Annotated in this window: 13 protein-coding genes and 2 pseudogenes; 5 read left to right on the top strand and 10 right to left on the bottom strand. The window is 56.5% G+C overall.

The genetic code is table 11. From position 1 onward, the window contains the following. Window positions 1-87 precede the first annotated feature (87 nt). The 3 genes from K5E40_RS34910 to K5E40_RS04695 are packed head-to-tail and all read right to left on the bottom strand — an operon-like array spanning window position 88 to window position 6,301. On the bottom strand, window positions 88-4,107 hold the full coding sequence (locus K5E40_RS34910; protein ID WP_260455513.1) for a hypothetical protein: 4,020 nt from the start codon (window positions 4,105-4,107) through the stop codon (window positions 88-90). 7 nt (window positions 4,108-4,114) lie between these two features. After that, a complete protein-coding gene (locus tag K5E40_RS04700) occupies window positions 4,115-4,825 on the bottom strand; it encodes a DUF6063 family protein (RefSeq protein ID WP_102592363.1) in 711 nt (236 codons plus the stop codon). Window positions 4,826-4,834: 9 nt separating this feature from the next. Further along, window positions 4,835-6,301 carry a hypothetical protein gene (locus tag K5E40_RS04695; protein ID WP_221729851.1) on the bottom strand — a complete coding sequence of 489 codons (1,467 nt, stop codon included), beginning with the start codon at window positions 6,299-6,301 and terminating at the stop codon, window positions 4,835-4,837. Window positions 6,302-6,491: 190 nt separating this feature from the next. On the opposite strand from K5E40_RS04695, the gene K5E40_RS04690 reads away from it, so the two are divergent. Further along, window positions 6,492-7,313 carry a WYL domain-containing protein gene (locus K5E40_RS04690; protein ID WP_102592389.1) on the top strand — a complete coding sequence of 274 codons (822 nt, stop codon included), beginning with the start codon at window positions 6,492-6,494 and terminating at the stop codon, window positions 7,311-7,313. Window positions 7,314-8,131: 818 nt separating this feature from the next. Here the strand turns inward: K5E40_RS04690 and K5E40_RS35520 are convergent. Further along, a pseudogene (locus K5E40_RS35520) lies at window positions 8,132-8,647 on the bottom strand (methyl-accepting chemotaxis protein); the annotation flags it as partial. Between the two features lie 345 nt (window positions 8,648-8,992). Continuing rightward, window positions 8,993-10,075, bottom strand: a pseudogene (locus K5E40_RS35515) (cache domain-containing protein); the annotation flags it as partial. A 384-nt stretch (window positions 10,076-10,459) separates the two neighbouring features. Between K5E40_RS35515 and K5E40_RS04680 the strand changes: the two are divergent. Then, on the top strand, window positions 10,460-11,593 hold the full coding sequence (locus tag K5E40_RS04680) for a lactonase family protein (protein WP_221729849.1): 1,134 nt from the start codon (window positions 10,460-10,462) through the stop codon (window positions 11,591-11,593). 176 nt (window positions 11,594-11,769) lie between these two features. On the opposite strand, the gene K5E40_RS04675 is transcribed toward K5E40_RS04680, so the two are convergent. From K5E40_RS04675 to K5E40_RS04665, 3 genes are all read right to left on the bottom strand, one after another. Continuing rightward, complete coding sequence (locus K5E40_RS04675; protein WP_221729848.1) at window positions 11,770-12,948, bottom strand: sugar transporter; 1,179 nt, start codon at window positions 12,946-12,948, stop codon at window positions 11,770-11,772. 143 nt (window positions 12,949-13,091) lie between these two features. Next, entirely contained in the window at window positions 13,092-13,376 is a 285-nt protein-coding gene (locus K5E40_RS04670; RefSeq protein WP_221729847.1) for a hypothetical protein, read from the bottom strand. 67 nt (window positions 13,377-13,443) lie between these two features. Continuing rightward, window positions 13,444-13,710, bottom strand: coding sequence for a hypothetical protein (locus K5E40_RS04665; protein ID WP_221729846.1), 267 nt, complete (start codon window positions 13,708-13,710; stop codon window positions 13,444-13,446). Between the two features lie 242 nt (window positions 13,711-13,952). Here K5E40_RS04665 and K5E40_RS04660 point away from each other — a divergent pair, with 242 nt between their 5' ends. Next, the gene (locus tag K5E40_RS04660) at window positions 13,953-14,879 is read left to right on the top strand and encodes an HTH-type transcriptional regulator ArgP (RefSeq protein WP_221729845.1); all 927 of its coding nucleotides are present in this window, start codon (window positions 13,953-13,955) and stop codon (window positions 14,877-14,879) included. Window positions 14,880-14,960: 81 nt separating this feature from the next. On the opposite strand, the gene K5E40_RS04655 is transcribed toward K5E40_RS04660, so the two are convergent. Then, entirely contained in the window at window positions 14,961-15,551 is a 591-nt protein-coding gene (locus K5E40_RS04655) for a GNAT family N-acetyltransferase (protein ID WP_221729844.1), read from the bottom strand. Then, window positions 15,548-16,105 (bottom strand): RNA polymerase sigma factor, encoded by a 558-nt coding sequence (locus K5E40_RS04650; RefSeq protein WP_221729843.1) that lies wholly within the window; start codon window positions 16,103-16,105, stop codon window positions 15,548-15,550. Before K5E40_RS04650 ends, K5E40_RS04655 begins: the two co-directional genes overlap by 4 nt. Window positions 16,106-16,371: 266 nt before the next feature. On the opposite strand from K5E40_RS04650, the gene sctW reads away from it, so the two are divergent. Next, window positions 16,372-17,481 carry a type III secretion system gatekeeper subunit SctW gene (gene sctW, locus K5E40_RS04645; protein WP_221729842.1) on the top strand — a complete coding sequence of 370 codons (1,110 nt, stop codon included), beginning with the start codon at window positions 16,372-16,374 and terminating at the stop codon, window positions 17,479-17,481. Then, window positions 17,478-19,571, top strand: coding sequence for a type III secretion system export apparatus subunit SctV (gene sctV / locus K5E40_RS04640; protein ID WP_221729841.1), 2,094 nt, complete (start codon window positions 17,478-17,480; stop codon window positions 19,569-19,571). The genes sctW and sctV overlap by 4 nt, the downstream gene beginning before the upstream one ends. The last annotated feature ends 9 nt before the right edge of the window (window positions 19,572-19,580 follow it).

Below are 19,580 nucleotides of genomic sequence, written 5' to 3'. Positions count from 1 at the left end.
AAGAGCGTGACCGGCTGTTTCGGAACAGGCGGAAAATCGGTCACGTTGTTAGCGAAATGAGCGGTCACGCGTTAGCGAAATGGTCGGTCACGATGTACCGAAACGGGCGGTCACGATAGGCCGAAATACGCACAGCCTCCCGGCATCCTGGTACTGGTGATCAGCATTCTGCTCCATTTGCAATAATTGCAAACCGAACGCGCGTTGTGGGGAAAGGTTAATCATGCCGGCTGCGACCAGGTCCGCGCCGTGTTCAGGAATGACCTTAGTCTCTATCAACGCGTTCAAGTAATGCCGAATAGAAGCCTTTCCGGTTTCCGTCGAAACACCTGTAATCGGATGACGCATCTTCATGATGACTTTGCCACCGACATAGGGGGCGCCTTTTGGCACCATGACCTCGCAAGCTTTCTTCAGGACACTCATGCCCTCTTCTACCAACTGATGCACTTCGCCCACGCAATTCTCAAAGTCGGGCAGCATGCCGTCGAGCTCAGACTGAGAGGCATCCGTACGCTCAACGATCAGCATCATCAGTCGCTCAAAATCACTGCAGGTGGTTTCAAATGAGTTGCTCGACAGCTCGTGCGCGAGGGCCGGATCGACTTCCTGCACGGCCTTTGATTTCACCACATCAGTAAACCCTACGAAGTGCGCCTGAGCCAATTTCCGGGCTTCGTCCAAGCCGCCACTGAGCTGCTTGTGGCGGTCGAGCACCTCGTTCAGTTGTGCATCACCGTCACCTTCAAGCTCAATAAACTCGGGAGCGGCAGCCTCATGAGGAACCGCAGAACTGAGCATTTTCTTATGTTTGTTCAGCACATCGACATTCTTCTTGCTTTGAGCACGCCCCTGCAATGCTTTCTCGGCTGCTTCTTGATCACAGACCAGACTGGTCTCAAGCTGCTCCGTATTTTCCTGGACCACCACGATGTGTTGCGCCAGTTCATCATCGCTGAGTGACAAGACGTCATCGGAGGGTTGAGGGGGATTGACCTTGGCAAAGAAAGCACGCTTGTCATTGCTGGCCACCGCGTGCGCGTTCGATGACGATAAAAATGCCTGCTCGTACAAACTGACCTGCGCTGCCTGGGTCGAGCGTTCATGTGCCAGATCGAGGTCGAGCAGGTCGATCACGGCCTCTTCGCGCAGATCGGAATAATCAGCCCTGTATTCGCTACGCAGTGTCGCTTCCGTTTCACGCCGTTGTTGAAGGGCTATTCGGCGAGCACCCAATCGGTCGGATTCCGCGGTATCAAAAAAAAGCTTTTCGGTGTCATAGGTTTCGATCAGTGCCTGCAGATTGAAATCATGTTTGAGGATTGCGTTGCAATCGAAACCGGGATCGAAGATCACGGTAACATCCTTACGACTCAAGAGTTGCCTTGCATCGACTGCAAGGTCGAACTGCAATTGCTTCGAGTGGGTGATAATTCCTTCCTTCTGTTCGATCGCTCTCCCAAAGCGGTCACTTTCTGATTCTGCCTCTTCCAGAGAGGCTTGTACCGTTGCCAGCTGCTGCTTCCACTGCGCAAGCGGCTGCTCATACTGATGCGAGTAACGCTCCAGACGCTGGATCATGCTCGCCTGATTGGCGATTTCATTTGGAATCGATTCAATCTCTCCCTCAAGCCCCTTTGCACGCTCCGACACTTCACTGACTTCTTCCAGACACGCTGCCCGCAGGGTCGCGAATGCCTGTTCTTCCTCGTAGTGAGTTTGAATGTTTCGCTCAAGCTCAGCGATTCGCACAGCGCCGAAGCGTTCCTGATAATCCATGAGTTTGTTGGAAGCATCACGAGCATCGCTGCGGCGTTGAATGTGCGCGTCGCGCGTCTCTAAGATTTCAGCGATTCGTCGTTCAAAATCGATCAGCGCTGCGGCCGCGGCCTCTAGGTTATAGGCAGAGTTGTCTTCTGCCGGTATCACGACTCGATCGAATGCAGCAACGGCCACATCAAGGGTGGCGAGGGCGATTGTCACCGGAGTGCTCAGGGGTAAGTCAGCCCCCGCAACAATTTTTCGTGATTTCCCCCACTCTTCAGAGGCCACACAGACGCCGAGAAACCGGGCTGGGTCGGAGGCGACCAGTCGACGGGCCTCATCAGCATCGGGGACCAGGTTTGCAATGTAGGAGTTAGTTGCTCGCGCAGAATGAATGCCAGCGGATCGAAGTAGCCGGACAACTTGATCGACGTCATCACTCTGGCCCGCAAGTTCGGATTCTTCAATGGACTGCCTGGCGCGCTGGAGGTTGGCCAGGCGAATATCCCGCTCCAACACTTCACGATCCATGGATTGGATAAATTCGTTAACGGTGCCCAGCAGAGTCAGGGAGTCAGGATCACATCGCTCGGCTTCGACCACCGAACACAGCAACCGATTTTGTTGAAGGTCTTCTTGAAGGGTTCTGGCATCGCCGACTTCTCTGTTCAGGTTTTGTTGGATGTGCGCTTGCGCTTGGGCCTGTAACTTATGCTGCTCTGCTTGTTCACGAAGACGGCCGATGTATTGTTCATGACCCGCTCGTTCAGCACGCAAAGCCTCAAGGCGGGTTTGCGCTTGGGCAATGGCCGCTGTAATTCTTTCGATCGCAGCAGCTGCGTCATGATCGAACGCGTCAAGTACTCCATCGTCCAGCAAGCCTGTGCGTTGAATCTCGGCATTATTGATGTCGGTCCCGACTTTCGCTTCCTCCAGCTGGAGCGCCCTAATGGATAAGCTCAACGTTTTAATTTGGGCCTTGGCTTGAGCCACTGCCTCAGCAGCCTCCAGCTCAATATTTTTCTGCGCTATGTGTTTGTCGTCGTTCTGCTTGAGCAGAATATCGATAGCGCCACGAAGCAGCGCTCCCTGCGTTTCGAGCTTTTCCTTGATCGGGCGCAAGCCCTCAACTTCTTCTGCTAGTGATTGTTCTTCAATGAGAACGCGTTCATGGGCGCTGATGATTTTCTTGTACGAAATGGCGCCGTTGAGATGCCTCAAACGCAATTGAGCTGCATCCCTACTTGCCTCGGCCTCTTTGCATGCCACTGCAGTGCGATCCACACTGCGCGTGTGCTGTAAAGCATGCATGGAAAGCGTGGATGCTCGCTGATTGACCAGAAGCTCCTGCTTTTCCAACATACGTGGGTTGAGGCTATCGATCACGTCGCTAAAATAAGTGACCTGTTTTTCCTCACTTAAACGAGCCAGCTCCATGGCCGCAGCCAGGCCCGACGCGTGGCGCAACAATCCGGTTCGCGCTTCAAGTGCACGCTCAAAAGCTTTAGACGATTCACCCAGTGGCTTCATGGCTCCCAGGATTCTGGCCAACTGAATAAGCCGCGCTTCAAGACGAGGCTTATTCTGATATTTGTCAGCCACATTCACCACGGTATTGCGTACCGTTTGAGCGCGCTCAGGGTCCATCGTCAGTGCCATGAGCTTACGAACAAGATCCTCTTCATCCTTGAAGGTCAGGAAGCCGCTTTCCAGGCCGCCTTCCTGCCCGTTGAATTGTCGCTGCATGACCAGAAGATCGAGATCCAGTAGCCGCGTAGTAGCAAGGTGCGTGATCCAATCGTGCTGACTGCGGGTCGAGTAAAAGTCTTCAGGGGACTTCCTGTTCATCTGGGTGAGCCATTGATTGAGCTCTCCCATCGTGTTGACTCCAAGCATGCTGACGCCAGGGGCCGGAATATCTTCAAAGGCTATGCCGTGCTGGGATTCAAACGCGAAAAACACCCGATCAACGTCGTTACCGCGTTCAATGACATCTCGCGTCGCAACGGCTTGGGCAATGACCAACTTGTAGTCCTTGCCCCCAGGCAGCCTTGAAGGCATCGACCATTCGATGATGATGAAAGATGGCTTTCCGTCTTTAGCGAAATAGTCATTGAACTGGTGGTTGGGGTTCTGCATGTGCTGAATGAACAGATCCCGGCGCGGCTCGAAGATGCTGAACACATACGACAGCAACGAGGTTTTGCCACCGGTGTTCTCAAGGTTGACAATTGCGTTGACCGCCTCGTGCGTATCCGGCGCAGTGAAGTCGAGCAAGGTCTGGTCGTACCAGGCAGTGGCAGTACCGTAGCGACAAACATGCATTCGGGTAATTTTTTGCATAAAATCCTCAGGCCGTTGCGCCGGAACGCACATAGTCAAATAGTCGCGGTAGCGTCCGTTCACGCAGCTGAATGCGCAGTCGATGGGTGGCGGTGTATTCAACCGCTTCGCCCTCATCCTGGGGCCCCACGTTATTCACCAGCCCGTACTCAATCAGGTAGTTCAGTGCCATGCGCACCAACCCTTCAATCGAGTTTGGCGACGCGCGATCGGCTTGGGGGATCGAAGTAGGCAGGCTGTGAATGTAGCTCCAGCCTGGTCGCAGCTCCTCTCGGGAATAATCATCGGAATCTTCGAGTGCATTCATGCGCCCGGACAAGCCAGTCAAGGTGTCCCTGAACATGGCCAACGTCGCCGGCATTGGAAACCGGCTGTCATCTTCAATCAAAGCGGTCGTTGGATAAAACACCGCGCAGATGGCCAGGAAGCTCAGCGCCAGCGCGACACGCTGGTCTTCAGACAAGTTTTTGCGTAGATCACCAAGTCGAATCGAGAAGCGACTTTCCTTGCGTGCCGGGGCGATGATCAAGCCACGCTCGCTGACATCGAGCACCATCAGTTCCATCCCTTCAGCAATTTGCGCAAGGACCTGCTGCAGTTCTGGGCTAGCACGGTACCGAGCCAATAGCTCGCGATACTCCACGTCATTGGCCGGGGTCGCACTTAGATTAAGTGCCCGATAAATCAGACGTGCTGCGGCGCTGTTCTGGTTATCCAAATGAACCTCCTAAACCTTTGTCTTGACGTCGAATCTGAGGTTGTCGCCTCGGACCACCCAGGTTTCGTATTCACCATCGAGCACCGCATGGTGGTTTTCAAATTCTGATTCGCTGTCGGGGAAGCTGCGGTAAAGGCAGAACGCAATGCACTGCTGCTCAATCGCACTGAAGCCTTCGTTCGCTCCCGCATCTATCAGTTCATCAATCCGCCAAGAACGGTTTTCTTCAAATTTTGCGGATAGCCATTGAGAAATTTTGACAACCAATTGATCTGGAAAAGGATCCGGCCAGACCTGGAACGGCTCGATCTCGTCGTCATCCTCGTCGTCATCTGCGTCCTTGGTTAACTGACGTCGCTCCAGCAGGATGCTAAGCAGGTTCGATAAATCAGGTGTTTTGGGAAACACTGCCGGGAACAAACTGACAATTAGCTCCTCGGCCGCCACAGCCAACTGCGCGCCTGGGCGGATCATTGCTTGCGGGAGAAGATGTGTCTCAAGATCAGGAATGCCCGAAGATTTGCGGGCACGAAACGCGGCTGTCTGAGCTTCGATGAAACGCCCTTCGGCGCTGCTGACCTCCAGCTGCAGCCGGGCTCTTACGTTGCCTGCCTTCGACAACAAGTCATGCAGGCTTGAAAGCTCTAGCTTGCTCTTGATGTTTTCTACTTCACCAATCTTGTTGCGAATCGCCATGAGCAATCGCCCCTCTTCCTCCTGGCGAGCTTTGACATGCTGGCGGGAGTCGTCTAATCGAGGCTTGATGTCCGTAGTCCATCTCACCGTTCCCGGTGCGCGAATCGCCTGAGTAATTTGCCCATGAATGTGTTGCCGATGCTCAATGGAAAGCACCATGGCGCGTTTGGCGAACTCCGCTGCCTGCTCAAAACGCCCCCTCTCGATCAGGATCTGCAGCATCTTTTCCATGAGAATCTGCTGATCTTCAACGTCCACATTCAGCATGCCGATCAGAAGCAAATAACCCTCCGGTGAGGGGCGATACCGATAGACGTCATCAAGATCCGGCTCAAGAGTGACCAGGCGAAAGCGGTACACGAGGGTTTGCAGAGTGGGGGCATGAAAGTAGGTGAATTCGAATTCTTTATAGTTCTCGGCTTTATTACTCAGGCAGCCAATCACGACATCGGCTGCCTTTGCACACGCTGAGCTGGTTTTTTCTGGCCGGATCCGACTGATCAGTGAACTCACATAGGAGTGCACATCCGCCATGCTGTACCCCGCGCCAACTGCGGATCCCTCCATCATGAAATTGAGGGTGGCCATGCACAGGTAGTGGGTGTCCAGCCCATCAAATAGCGGCTCTCCAGCCTCGTCTTGATGGAAGTTACGAGTCGCATGGAGCTGGTTCATTGGTTCCAGCAACCGCTGATTTCGCAACTGAGGCGATAAGTCGATCAACTCGTTCTTGGGCTCGCCCAGCGAATCGGATGCATCGGGCAACTGTTCGTTTGGCATGGGGCTTTCATCTGCTCAGTAGAGAGGTCAACGCCACTCTTAAATGGTCATCAATTTGATAAGCTTGCAGGAAGTCTATTGATGATGGTGTAGTATGGCAATCCCCTTCACTACAAAAAGTTCGACCATGCTTGAGAACCTCAGTCAGCCACAACGAGACCGTCTCGCCTTCATAGATCTCAGATTGCGCATGCTGGGTGAACTCAAGCGTCAGCACTTGATCGAGCGCTTTGACATTCAGGAAGCGGCGGCCAGTCGTGACATCGCGCTGTACAAAACGCTCAGTAAACACAACCTGGTGTATGACGCGAGTTCGCGCCTCTACAAAGCCAGTGAATCCTTCAAGAGCCTATTTGACCCCACCGCGGAACACGCGCTGATCTGGATCACCAAGGGGCTCGGTGACGGGGAACCCAGAAACACCACGCCTGGGATTACGGTCGATTTTCCCGATCAGCTGACGTGGCCGAAGCTCGATATCCTAGGCCACGTCACCCAGGCGATTCACCAGAAATGCCCCCTGCAGATTGATTACGAGTCGCTGAACGGATCCAGCCAGCGCGTCATCGTGCCTTTTTCTCTGGTCGACAATGGACTTCGCTGGCACGTCCGTGGGTTTGACAGGAAGTCGGGCGAGTTCCGAGATTTCGTCATCACCCGGATCCGCAAGGCAAGCCCTCTTCCCGATGATGCCGTTGCTGTTCACGAGACGAGCGATCAAGACATTCAGTGGACAAGGATCGTTGAGCTGACACTTATCCCTCACCCTGATCAACCGCGACCGGAAGTCACGCTCATGGATTACGCAATGGTTGATGGAATGCTGTCGCTGAAACTTCGGGCGGCTACGGCGGGCTACACCCTACGTAAGTGGAGCGTGGACTGTTCACCAGATCACAGTCTAAGGGGGCCAGAATATAGGTTGTGGTTGTCCGATCCCTTGGCACTGTACGGTGTCAAGAACGCGATCCTTGCTCCTGGTTATGTCGCACCTGACGCGCGCGAATTTTGAATTGGATGGTAGGTGGCTCTGGCGACGGTCTTCTCGTTTGGGTGCTCAATCGGTCCATTTGACTTCAAACTAATAACCTTATCGCTCTGCAGGTAAAAGCCATTGACGATGATCATTCAGCTACCCGTGTTCTAATCACGGCTATTCCGTTAGCTACCGTTGATATGTTCGATCAAAACAAAGGCAAGCTCCTATTCCACCGCATCGACACTAAGGCACTAGACGCCCCTGATGTAATCGCAGAGCCAAGGCCGGCGTCGGCATAAGCGGTACCTGGGCACGCGGGCGCTCGCATTCGACCGCCCGCGTGCTGCGCCTCGCTACCCGACACGTGTCGAAACCGAACCGGTCACTTTGCATTAGCAGGGCCGAACAAGAATTGGGCTGCGCATAACCTGCTTTGGTTTCCAGTTCACCGAGGGAGAACCTCTGAACGTGTCACTTCCCTCCCCCCCCCAGCCAACCCCAGTTTGGGCGTACACTCAAAGCCACCCAGAGCCATACTGGATTTCGTTAGGAATCGCCATTCGTGATCGCTCATGTACGGCGTCTGAGTGGGGGCAAAATTGGGGGCATATTAAGATCTTTTCAAACTGAAACTACCGAGCTAGAGCCAAGTCAAAATGTTTTTTGGCGACCCTGACAGTCTTTAGGGATCGTCTGGAAGGCTGTTCATCTGATCATTTCTGCCTTTTCATAGACCATGGAGAGCCATCCACTTCCAGTCGATGGCCACGGAACGGTGGAGGCGATAGAAACTGCTTGGATCGGCCGAATGAAAGCGGTGAGCGCTCACCGCTTTCATTCGGGTAGGGATACTAATATTTGAAACGACCCACCAGGCCTTTGAGCTGACCAGAAATCTCTATCAATCGACCCGAGCCAGTCTGTGAGGATTGGGCAAAGCCTTCGACCAGTTGGGCGTCGGCATGGATCTGCGCGATGTGCCGATTGATCTCTTCGGCCACTTGGTGCTGCTCCTCGGCGGCTGTGGCGATCTGGGTATTCTGGTCGCGGATCGAGTCCACCGAGCCACGGATCTTGTCGAAGCTGTCACGCGCCTGCTGGATGCGTTCCACGCTGGCGTGGGACACCTGCAGGCTGCCTTGCATCTGCTGCGTGACTTCCTGGGTGCGGCGGGCGAGATTGCCCAGCAAGCTGTCGATCTCGCCGGTGGAGTCGGCTGTCCGACGAGCCAGGGCGCGGACTTCGTCGGCGACCACCGCGAAGCCTCGGCCTTGGTCTCCGGCGCGTGCCGCTTCAATCGCTGCGTTGAGCGCCAGCAGGTTGGTCTGCTCGGCAATCGAGCGGATGGTATCGAGAATAGTGTTGATGTTCTGGCTGTCCTGCTCCAGCAACTGCATGGTCTGGGTGGACTTTTGCAGGTCTTCGCTGAGCTTGAGCACGCTGCCCGTGGCTTCGCCGATGTGTTGCTGGCCGTCATGTACGTCGCGATAGCCTTCGTCGGCACTCGACGCGGCGGCACTGCACGAACGCGCGACTTCATTGGCCGTAGCGACCATTTCGTTGAACGCCGTGCTCACCAGTTCCACGGCTTCACGCTGACGACCTGCAGCCTGGTTCATGTTGTTGGCCACTTCGCTGGAGTCGGCGGCGGCGGTCTGCAGGTCAGATGAGGCATTGCCGATGCGCTGCACCAATTGTGCAATCATGCCCAGGAACTGGTTGAACCAGCCCGCCAGGCCGGCGGTTTCGTCTTTGCCTTGCACCTTGAGTTGGCGCGTCAGGTCGCCTTCTCCTTCGGCGATTTCTTGCAGGCCGTCGGCCACGCCGCGAATCGGACGCACGATGACGCTGGCAAAGCTGGCGCCTACAATTGCGAACACCAACGCCAATGCCGCTGCAATGGCGGCGATCAACCAGGTCAGGCGGGTGGCGTCGGCCATCACTTCATCACGCTTGATCAGGCCGATAAAGCGCCAGCCCAGGTCTTTGGAACTGACCACGTTGGCCATGTAGGGTACGCCATCGATCTCGATCTGGGTCACGCCGTCGCCTCGCTTGGCCAGTTCGGCGTAGTTGGGGCCCAGGTCAGCCAGGGGTTTGAAGTTGTGCTTGGCGTCGCTGGGGTCTACCAGCACGTTGCCGTTGGCTTCCACCAGCATCAGGTAGCCGCTGTCGCCCAGCTTGATGTTGCGCACCAGTTCGGTGAGCTGTTTGAGCGACACGTCCAGGCCGACCACGCCCAGGATATTCCCGCCGGCGTCGGCGACAGTGTGCACCGTGCCGATCAGCGTCACATCGTCCGGCGCCCAATAGTAGGCACCGGTGCGCACGGTGGCGCCTGGCGCGGCGATGGCCGCTTTGTACCAGGGACGTACGCGTGGGTCGTAGTTGTTCAGTTTGGTGTCGTCCGGCCAACTGGCGTAGCCGCCATCGCTCAGACCCAAGGACAGGTAAGCGGTACTCGGATGGCTTTTGGCGAACTGGTCGAATATCGCCAGCAGCTCTTTATTGGTCTGAGTGAGGGCAATTTGCGCTGCATCGGCGCCAGCGTAGTTCTTGAGGTCTTTGGCCGCGACAACACGCGGGTCCTTGGCTATGTAGTCGACGTTTTGGCTAATGCCGTCGAAAAACTGCTTCATGCCATTGTCGATCTGGCGGATCTCGCGACCGCTGCTGTCGAGGAAATTGGCCTGGGCCCCCTCTCGCAGATTCAGCACTACCAAAACGGCGACCAGGATGACCGGGACGCACGCGATAGCCGCGAACGCCCAGGTCAGCTTCTGCTTGATATTCATGACTTCACCTGCGGGTATTTATAGTTTTGGCAAGGGGAAACGTTAGTACTGAATGTCGCATGTGTTGTTATGAGGAGATAGAGCCCATGCGTACTCTGAATTATCGACCGCGACGGTGTGCACTTTAGGACGATACCAATACCTGCCTTCAACCAATAAAGATACGACGTCTTACAACGCCTCTCAAATCCGTGTGTTTAGAAATGTTTTAAGGTCGCGGGTTATTGACGTGCTCCTTGAAAGCCATCGAAACAGGCCAATTTCAGGTAAAAAAACCGCTTTCGAACCAAGAGGTGACTTTCCAGCCTGAGAAAATAGCGATTGATGTCATCCAAGTACAGTCATAGGATGACTGACCACAATCATAAAAATAAGGGATCATCTGTGAGAAGCCCCCTCCTCTTGACCGCTGCCGTTGTCTACGGTCTTAGCCTGCAAGCCAATGCCGACACCTTTGCCTATATCTCGAGCCCCGGAGACGGATTGATTTCCCAGTATCACCTTGACCAGAACAGCGGCGCGCTGCGCCTGATTGACCAGGTCAACGCCGGTGATCAGGTCAACCCCATGGCCATCACCCCTGACGGCAAAGTGTTGTTTGCCGCCTTGCGAGTCAAACCGTTTCAGGTGCTGGGCTACAGCATAGATCCCAAGAGCGGACATTTGACTCCACTGTCTAAAGCGCCGCTGGCAGAAAGCATGGCTTACCTGTCCACCGATAGAAAAGGACACTATCTGCTTGCTGCGTCCTACGGTGCCGACACCATCAGCGTTCAGGCCATCGACAAGACCTATCAGCCTTCTGCCAGCATCCTGAGCTACAAGACAGGCCCGCATGCGCATTCGATTCGTACCGACCCGAGCAACCGTTTTGCCTACGCGGGCAATCTTGGCGCGGACAAGGTCCTGCAATATCGCCTCGATGCCACCACCGGCGCGCTCACCGCCATCGGCAGCGGTTACATCCGTGTCGCGGACAACACCGGGCCTCGGCACCTGGCCTTTTCCCCGAATGGCAAATATCTATATGTGGTCGGTGAAATGAGCGGCACGGTCACAGCGTTTTCAATCAATGACAGCACCGGCGCATTGACTCAGATTGCCGTTGCCAATGGCATTCCCGAGCGTTTGAAACTGGCTCACGGCGAAGTACGTGATGCACGTAACAACGATTTGAAGGACGACCCGACACCACGCATATGGGCGGCGGACCTGCGGATCTCGCCCGATGGCTCGCTATTGTTGATGACCGAGCGCACCAGCAGTTCGGTTTCGGCATTCGCAGTTGACCCTTCAACAGGCGGCTTGAGCTTTATCGATAATTACCCGGTGCAAGAGAAGCAGCCACGCAATATCGCTTTTTCACCCAACGGGCGCTGGTTGTTGGTGACGGGCGAGAAAAGCGAAAAAGTCGGCACTTACGCAATCAGCAACAACGGCGCCCTGAAACGTGTCGGTGAAGCGGCGTCGGGCAAAGGCGCAGTATGGATTGAAGTGTTGAAAACGTCGGCGGAGTAATTTTCGGGCCGAAAAAGGCACGGCGCATGGAGGTCGGGTGTTGGCTCATTCCGTCCTCCCTATCGATGATCATCTTTCTTTGGCTGAGGGCGCATCTTGCGCCGATCGGCGACTGCACCCGCCTCTTCAGTTCGAACTGGAATTAAAACTCAATCAAAAGGCCCGTCAGCTCAATTTCAAGCTCCGGGCCGAGTGATTCGAGAAACTGACAGGCAGTAGAACGCCAGTGCCAGCGCCGCCAACATACCGCCCACCACGCCAGTGAACGCAAAGCCTAACTGGCCGCCAACCCAACTGCCCAGCAATGCCCCGCCGCCGATGCCGACGTTATAGATCCCGGAAAACAGCGCCATCGCCACATCGGTCGCGTCCGCAGCCAACACCAGGACTCTGGATTGCAACGCCAGCCCAAACCCCATGATTGCCATCCCCCAGAACAGGCTCAGCGCGCCCAGGTACGAGACCTTCCCACTCAACGGCCACAGCAATGCCAGGCACAAGGCAAGCAACGACACGCTGATGATCAAAAAGCGCTGCGGGTTATAGCGGTGCAGCCAACTGAACAGCAGCGAGCCGAAAATCCCCGCACCGCCGAATAGCAGCAGAATGAGGGTCACCACATCGCCACTCATGCCCGCCACCTCTTGGATGAAAGGCTCGATGTAGCTATAGGCGGTGAAATGGGCCGTCACTACGACGGCCGTCAGGAGATAGAGCGCTACCAGCGCAGGTCGCTTCAACAATAGGGGCAGACTTCTGAGCGAGCCTGAGTTCTGGCTGGGTAACAACGGCAAGGCCTTGGCCAGCCAGAACACCAGCACAGTGGCCAGCACCGCGATAACGATGAAGGTAGTGCGCCATCCCATGGCCTCGCCCAATAGCCGGCCAAGGGGAATTCCCAGCACCATCGCCAGGGAAGTACCCGTTGCGAGCAAACCAAGGGCCTGGACCTGCTTGCCCGCTGGCGCGAGGCGCACGGCCAGAGAGGCCGTGATCGACCAGAACAACGCATGCGACAACGCCACGCCGATCCGGCTCACCAGCAGAACACCGAAACTGTTCGCCAGACTCGACAGGATGTGACTGACAATGAACATCCCAAACAGCACGAGCAACAACTTGCGCCGCTCGACGTTACGGGTCATCAGCATGATGGGCAGCGACGCCAGGGACACCACCCACGCATAGATCGTCAACATCAAACCGACCTGAGCGGTGGACATGTCGAAGCTGCTGCCAATCGAACTCAACAGACCGACAGGTACAAACTCGGTGGTGTTGAACACAAACGCAGCCAAGGCCAGTGCAATGACCGGATACCAACTGCCCTCGGTTGTCGCCGTAGAAGTGTTCATTAAAAGCCACATTACTCTGTCGATGTTTTGTACACCCATTGCCTGGACCGTCCGGCGACAGGTGTTTCGGCGGCGACTGTACTATAAACAAACGGCGACTTGTCCAACGGGTTCGAAGCGCACTGGCCAGTGGCAACAGAGGCTCATTGACCAACGTAACCTTTGAGGCGCATGCAATCATTTGTCAGGTCGATCTGTTTTTCCGCAATAACGATGCCATCACCCACGGCACTGCCCATGCCGTGGGTCTTGTCGTTCGCCGCCGGCGTTGAATGGTAGCTGGCGGTTGCCGCTTTGGCCTGGTACTGGCATTGAGCTTTGTCGTGCTGGACATCAGAGGCACTTGCGCCTGACCTGGTCCAATCGTGAACAGACGTTACACAGGCGCTCAACAGCGTCGCGAGCAACGCAACAATAATTAACTTCATGGTTTGTACCGCCTATAGATTGAAGGTTTCAAGGTTCCTGGACTGATTCGGATTGCGGTGAGGGAGATCACTTGCAAACGAACGTCACGCTGGCCACTTCATGCTCCTGGTCCGCCGGCATGCGCGATTGCACATCAAATTCACCGACTTGTTTTCCGAGCGATGCACACTTCTTGTTGGCGCGGTTCAAGGCCAACTGACGCGCGCCTGGGTGAGTGCCTTGCGACAGTTGAGTATTCGCCGATGCCTGGTACTCATAGGGCCCCAGTTTCAAGTCGTGGGATTGCCAGACATAGTTGCAGACCAATGCGACAGCGCTCACAGCAATAATCATGTTGAGTTTCATGGCATGTATCGGACGCTGGACATTTGATTCTCCATAACGCTCACCCTAAGGGGTCAACGACGCTTCAATGCTGTCATCCAGAATTCCGATGACGCCTGGGGCGACGCGTTGCGCAGGACAAAGCTGCTCAATGTCGCCGTGGCGCAATGATTGAGCAGTTCGCTTTCGAGATGAAGAAAAACGAAGTATCTTTCAGTAACCATTAGAAATACTTAACGAGCGTAGCGCCCATGCAACTTGATGCAAAACAGATGCAGGCGTTCATGGCCGTGGTCGACAGCGGTAGTTTCGAGAAGGCTGCAGAACGTCTTAACGTAACGCCGTCGGCGGTATCGCAACGGATACATGCTCTGGAAGTTCGTCTGGGCAGTTCAGTAATCGTGCGCGCAAGGCCGTGCGAGCCCACCCAGACGGGACGAAAACTGATGCTCTATCTTCGCCGTGCGACAGTGCTTGAAGAAGAGCTCCTCAATGATCTGACCGGCGACGAACAAGATCATCTGCGCGTGGTCATCGCGGTCAATGGCGACACCCTGGCGACATGGTTCTTTCCTGCACTGGCCGAGATATTCGTCAACGAACATATTCTGCTCGACGTTGTGGTCGACGATCAGGATCACACCTACGCATTGCTCGAAAGTGGTCAGGTGATCGGCTGCATCGGCACACGCTCAGAGCCTATGCGAGGTTGTTTTACAGAGCCGCTGGGGTCAATGCGCTACCAGTTGGTGGCATCGCCAGCGTTTCAGGAGCGATGGTTTGCGAAAGGCTTGACCCGCTCTGCTGCGCGCAAGGCACCTGTATTTGCCTATTCGCGCAAGGACACCTTGCAGTCTGATTTCATGCAGTCACGCTTCGGCCTGCACGCAGACGCCTACCCCACGCACTACTTGTCACTTCCAGAAGCACGCCTGAAAGCCATACGCCGTGGTCTCGGCTACGGGATGGTGCCGCATATGCAGGTGAGCGATTTGCTCAAAAGTCGGGATCTGGTGGATGTCGCGCCGGAACACTTCACCGATGTAGCGCTTTACTGGCACGCCTGGGCGTTGCAGTCACCGCGCATGGAAGCGCTTTCGGAGCGAGCGGTCCATGCCGCACGGCGCATCTTGAGCAGCAAGGGGCCGGTAAAACGCTCCACCATGCCCAAGCAGTAAGCCGCGCCACTGTGCGTCGGGAACACACTCGGCAGCGGCGACTTGAGTCGCCGCTGCACAGCAGTGGATGAAAATGGGCCTTTAGCGTAAAGGCCCCTGCTCAGCATCAAGCGGCCGAGCCATTGCCAGGCCCTCCTCGCACAGCGGCAACCCGAACAACAACACGTCTGCCCGCTCCTCGCCAAAACGGGCGATACGGGGCAAGCGCGCCCAAAGCACCGCACCGATCGACTGCACGATGTGCTGACTGGGGACGTTGGCGGCCATGATCCAGGCCACGAGGGTTTCCAGGCCAAACTGGCGGCCCAGTATCACCGTGGCATGGCCCAGGCGTACGCCGATGCCGCTGCCGTGACGATCGGCGCGCACATAAATCGCCGTTTCACCGGTATTGCGGCACGCCTGAGTCCCCCAACTGAAGCGATTGATCGACAGCCAGCCAACCACTTCGCCGCCGCGCTCCAGTACATACACTGGCAAGCCGTCGCGCTTATAAAGGTTGATGTAGAACGTCACTTCTTCGAGCGTCATGGGCCGGGTCACCGGCGAATTGGCGCCGGTTCCCGCCGTTTCGTTGAAGATGTCCATCATTGCCGGCAAATCGGCGTCACAGGATTCACGTACGCCCCGAGGCAGAACAGTCGGCTGAGGCCGGCGGACAAATACGTTCATGCGCTGGCCCTCTCGTTATAGACGCTGTTCTTCAACTGGCCCCGGGCTCGCGCCAGGCGGGAACGCACAGTGCCGATGGGCACGCCCAGTTGCTGCGCAGCGTCCTGATAGCTGATGTCTGAGTCCACGACCAGGTCAATCACGGCGCGCATGTCAACCGACAGGTCGTCGATGGCTTCCAGGGTACGGCTGAGCAAGCGCTGGTGCTCACTGACCTGGCTCGGATCATGACCATATTCCAGGCTTTCGATCCCTGAATCTTCCAGCACGGTGTTCTGCGGCCGGCGATAGAAGTTTTTGAAGTGATTGCTGACCAGATTAGTGGCAATGCCGAACAACCAGGTTTCCGGTTTCGATGCCCCGGTGAACTTGTGCTGGTTACGCCAGGCTTCCAGATAAGTCATCTGCATCAGATCGTCGACATCGGCTGGATTGAATACCCGTTTGGTAATGAAACCGCGCAACTTTTTCTCGCTGCTGTGTGCCAGACCGCCCAAATCCAGTTTGATGGCGGCAATGACTTTCGCTTCCGTTTGAACACGACTCGATTCCACGCTTGATCCCTCATCACTCACGCTATGCCGACAGTGGCGGGAGGGATAGAGAGCAGCGAGCGTACCAACCTTGTTACTTTTTCAACCCACTGTTTTTTAAACAGTTTTTAAACATGAAAAGCGTGATTTTTGCCATTTGTTGCACTTTTGACAAAAACCCAGTGCCAGTTCTTGCACAGGTTTTTGAACCTGCCGGCAACCAGGGAACCAGACGCCGCCAAACGCCACTCACTGCCCACCTGTATAGCGGTGGAACGTGCGCCTCCATGAAAGTATCCAACTACAACGATGCCCTGCCCCTGGATTTGCTACCGCGTCCTTTGCCCGGCACGGAAACGCCGTCGGCCGTGGCCAAAAATCCTCTGATTGATTCCATGGAAGAAGTGGCGCTGAAGTTCAGTGAGAGCATCGAACGCCACAGCAAAAGCCTGGACGAACGCCATATCAGCGACGCGACCCGAGGACAGAGGGTCGAGCGCATCGAAAAACTCGTTGAGCTTTACCGCCTGCTTGATCACACCGACCAGCCGAGCCTCGAACAACAGGCCCGCCGCATGCAGCAGCAGTTGCAGCAACAGCCGTCGCTGCAGACGGCCCTGAACCTGGCGGACAACGATCCGGCGCGCGCCGATATTCTGCTGCAGCAAGCGATGCACCTGGCTCTCGGTGAAGGTCATGAGGCTCAAGCGCAGAGCACCCGAGACCTGATCGACGAGTTACGGTTGGTGCACGGCGATAAAATCCGTGCCGGGTTCAACACGGCCAGCGCCATCGCCCTGTTCAGCCGAGATCCACAGCAACGCGCAGCCATGCGTCAGCTGTATTACAAGGCAATTATTGGTCAACAACCCTTGGCCAGCCTGCTCGAAGCCCTGCTCGAACACTTCAGCGAGGAGGAGTTCTCCCGGGGCTTGCGTACCCTGCAACGCGCGCTGGCCGACGATATCGCCGCCCTTTCGCCGTCCCTGCCCGGCGCAGTGCTGGGTTCGATGCTGCGTGGATTGGGCTCCTGCGGGCAGCTCAACAACATGATCAAGGCGTGTCATGACCTGCTGCAACGCTTGAGCCAGCAACAGCGGCGCGACAGCATGACGCCCCTGGCCATGAGCAAACGCCTGCTGCGCTTTTGCGCCAACGGTTTTTTCGCCCGCGACCTGACCCTGCTCAGCGATGACACCCTGAGCAATGCGGCGCATTTGCAGCCGCTGTACTTCAATGGCTTGTATCCGCTGCTGCAAAACCTGCCACTGGTGCTGTGGAAGGATCTAAAGACTCGGCAAAACGGCCTGCGCCTGCTGCATAACCTGATGGATCAACTCGCCCGGCAAGAACGTCAGGCCCTGGGGTTGGCCGAACCAGGGCGGGGCCTGCAATGAATCGCCTGATTCACAGCCTTAACCGCCTGGCACTCGCGGTAATGCGCCGTACCGAGATCGTCGGCGCGGTCATGGTCATGGCCATCGTCTTCATGATGATCCTACCGCTGCCCACGGCGTTGGTGGATGTGCTGATTGCCCTGAACATCTGCATCTCGTCGTTGCTGATCGTACTGGCCATGTACCTGCCGCGGCCGCTGGCGTTCTCGACGTTTCCTGCAGTGCTGCTGCTGACCACCATGTTCCGGTTGGCGCTGTCGATCGCCACGACCCGTTTGATCCTGCTGCAACAGGATGCCGGGCACATCGTCGAGGCGTTTGGCAGCTTTGTGGTGGGCGGCAATCTGGCGGTGGGTCTGGTGATTTTCCTGATCCTGACCATCGTTAACTTCCTGGTGATCACCAAGGGCTCGGAACGCGTGGCCGAAGTCGCGGCACGTTTTACGCTGGACGCCATGCCCGGTAAACAGATGTCCATCGACAGCGATCTGCGCGCCAACCTGATCAACGTCCGCGAGGCTCGCCAGCGTCGCGAGCAGTTGTCCAAGGAAAGCCAGTTATTCGGCGCCATGGACGGTGCGATGAAGTTCGTCAAAGGCGATGCCATCGCCGGTCTGGTGATCGTCTTCATCAACTTGATCGGCGGTTTCTCCATCGGTGTCCTGCAAAACGACATGCAGCCCGCGCAAGCCATGCACCTGTATTCGGTGTTGACCATCGGCGACGGCCTGATCGCTCAAATTCCGGCGCTGCTGATCTCCCTCACCGCCGGCATGATCATCACCCGCGTAGCCCCGGACAGTCAGGCCGGTGACGCCAACATCGGTCATGAAATCGCCGAACAGTTGACCAGCCAACCCAAAGCCTGGGTGTTTTCCTCGATCGGCATGCTCGGCTTTGCGGCGATCCCCGGCATGCCCAGCGTGGTGTTCATCAGTATCAGCATGATCTGTCTGTTCAGCGGCTTGATCCAGTTGTGGCGCATCCGCCAGAAACAGATCCTCCAGGACCACGACGGCGCCGCGCGCAATGGCGCACCAGAGCTCAATGGCCGCGAAGACATCCGGCGTTTCAATCCGTCCCGGGCCTATCTGTTGCAGTTTCATCCCAGCCACAAAGACAGCGTGGCGCTGGAGCGACTGCTGCACGGCATTCGCCAGCGACGCAACACGCTGGTTCACCGTTTCGGGCTGACGCTGCCCTCCTTCGACCTGGAGTTTTGCGAGGACTGTGGCGAAGACGAATTGCGCTTTTGCGTCTACGAAGTGCCGCTGATCCGCGCCACCTGGAGCGATAGCCGAATGGCTGTGCACCTGCGTCAATGCGGTGAACTGCATGACGGTGAACCGGGACAGGCAGAGCGTGATGAAACTGAGTGGGTGTGGTTCGCGCCCGACCACGCCTTGCTGCGCATGAGCAGCGTGGAGCCGGTCAGTGCCGAGGACCTGATTCTGGAACGCATGGACCGCGCCTTCCAGGCGACTGGTCCGCAATTCATCGGTTTGCAGGAAAGCAAAGCGATCCTCAGTTGGCTCGAAAGCGAACAGCCGGAGCTTGCCCAGGAACTGCAACGCACCCTGCCGCTGGCACGTTTTGCCGCGGTGTTGCAACGCCTGTCCGCCGAGCTGGTATCGCTGCGCTCGGTGCGACCCATTGCCGAGACGCTGATCGAACAGGGCCAGCATGAGCGGGACCTGAACGCCCTCACCGATTACGTGCGCATCGCCCTCAAGGCGCAAATCTGCCACCAACACACCGAGCATGGCGCCCTGAACGCTTGGCTGGTCACCCCGGAAACCGAAGTCTTGCTGCGCGACGCCCTGCGCCAGGGTCAGAGCGAAGCCTGGTTTGCCCTTGAGCCGGAGGTGGGCAATGCCTTGCTCCAACAATTGAGCGCGGCGTTCCCGCTGCGCGCCCGCCCGGCACCGGTGCTGCTGGTGGCCCAGGACCTGCGCAGCCCGCTGCATGGGCTGCTCAGAGAACAATTCAACCATGTTCCAGTGCTGTCCTTCGCCGAGTTGCTGTCCTCGGTGCAAGTGCAGGTGCTGGGACGCCTTGATCTGCAAGAAGCCCATGACCTGCTGGCCTGACGGAGTTGT

The sequence above is a fragment of the Pseudomonas baetica genome (genome assembly GCF_019733355.1).
In the GTDB taxonomy this organism is placed as follows: domain Bacteria; phylum Pseudomonadota; class Gammaproteobacteria; order Pseudomonadales; family Pseudomonadaceae; genus Aquipseudomonas; species Aquipseudomonas baetica_A.
This window is presented reverse-complemented; position numbering and strand designations above follow the sequence as displayed.

What these genes read in the sequence shown, in the direction of transcription:
- K5E40_RS04695 (WP_221729851.1), bottom strand. Translation starts at nt 6,301, where the DNA reads ATGCCAAACGAACAGTTGCCCGATGCATCCGATTCGCTGGGCGAGCCC.
- K5E40_RS04660 (WP_221729845.1), top strand. Translation starts at nt 13,953, where the DNA reads ATGCAACTTGATGCAAAACAGATGCAGGCGTTCATGGCCGTGGTCGAC.
- K5E40_RS34910 (WP_260455513.1), bottom strand. Translation starts at nt 4,107, where the DNA reads ATGCAAAAAATTACCCGAATGCATGTTTGTCGCTACGGTACTGCCACT.
- K5E40_RS04670 (WP_221729847.1), bottom strand. Translation starts at nt 13,376, where the DNA reads ATGAAGTTAATTATTGTTGCGTTGCTCGCGACGCTGTTGAGCGCCTGT.
- sctW (WP_221729842.1), top strand. Translation starts at nt 16,372, where the DNA reads ATGAAAGTATCCAACTACAACGATGCCCTGCCCCTGGATTTGCTACCG.
- K5E40_RS04675 (WP_221729848.1), bottom strand. Translation starts at nt 12,948, where the DNA reads ATGAACACTTCTACGGCGACAACCGAGGGCAGTTGGTATCCGGTCATT.
- K5E40_RS04655 (WP_221729844.1), bottom strand. Translation starts at nt 15,551, where the DNA reads ATGAACGTATTTGTCCGCCGGCCTCAGCCGACTGTTCTGCCTCGGGGC.
- sctV (WP_221729841.1), top strand. Translation starts at nt 17,478, where the DNA reads ATGAATCGCCTGATTCACAGCCTTAACCGCCTGGCACTCGCGGTAATG.
- K5E40_RS04690 (WP_102592389.1), top strand. Translation starts at nt 6,492, where the DNA reads ATGCTGGGTGAACTCAAGCGTCAGCACTTGATCGAGCGCTTTGACATT.
- K5E40_RS04665 (WP_221729846.1), bottom strand. Translation starts at nt 13,710, where the DNA reads ATGATTATTGCTGTGAGCGCTGTCGCATTGGTCTGCAACTATGTCTGG.